The following is an 831-nucleotide window of genomic DNA, read 5'->3' on the forward strand; positions in this document are numbered from 1 at the left end:
GCCGCCGCCGCCACCGTGTTCAGCGTCGCGGCCTTGATCGACGCGTTGTCGTGTTCTGCAATCACCAGAATCGTCATTTCTTTGCGCTCCCTCTTACAGCACCTTGGCTTCGGTCTTCAGCTTCTCGACCAGCGTCTTCACGTCCGGCACCTTCACGCCGGCCGCGCGCTTCGGCGGCTCGACCACCTTCAGCGTCTTCAGACGCGGCGCGACGTCCACACCGAGGTCTTCCGGCTTCACGGTTTCCAGCGGCTTCTTCTTCGCCTTCATGATGTTCGGCAGCGTCACGTAGCGCGGCTCGTTCAGGCGCAGGTCGGTCGTGACCACCGCCGGCAGCGTCAGCGACAGCGTTTCCGCGCCGCCGTCGACTTCCCGCGCAACCGTGGCCTTGCCGTCGGCGATCGTCACCTTCGACGCGAACGTCGCTTGCGGGAGACCTGCGAGCGCCGCCAGCATCTGACCCGTCTGGTTCGAATCGTCGTCGATCGCCTGCTTGCCGAGGATCACCAATTGCGGCTGCTCCTTGTCGACCAGCGCCTTCAGGATCTTCGCGACGGCCAGCGGCTCGACGCTGTCGTTCGACTCGACGAGAATCGCGCGATCCGCGCCGATCGCCAGCGCCGTGCGCAGCGTTTCCTGCGCTTGCGTGACACCCACCGACACCGCGATCACTTCGGTCGCGACGCCCGCTTCCTTGAGGCGCACCGCTTCTTCCACCGCGATTTCGTCGAACGGGTTCATCGACATCTTCACGTTCGCGATGTCGACGCCCGTGTTGTCCGACTTCACGCGGACCTTCACGTTGTAATCGACCACTCTTTTCACTGGCAC

The 831-nt window shown here is 64.1% G+C and carries 1 protein-coding gene; it reads right to left on the reverse strand.

Features of this window, described 5'->3' with window-relative positions; genetic code table 11:
* Positions 1 to 93: 93 nt before the first annotated feature.
* The coding region (locus J8I35_RS34400) for an electron transfer flavoprotein subunit beta/FixA family protein (RefSeq protein ID WP_245170553.1) at positions 94 to 831 on the reverse strand (738 nt) is incomplete at its 5' end.

Origin of the sequence: Burkholderia sp. CpTa8-5 (assembly GCF_017815045.1) — a bacterium.
Classification (GTDB): Bacteria; Pseudomonadota; Gammaproteobacteria; order Burkholderiales; family Burkholderiaceae; genus Burkholderia; species Burkholderia sola.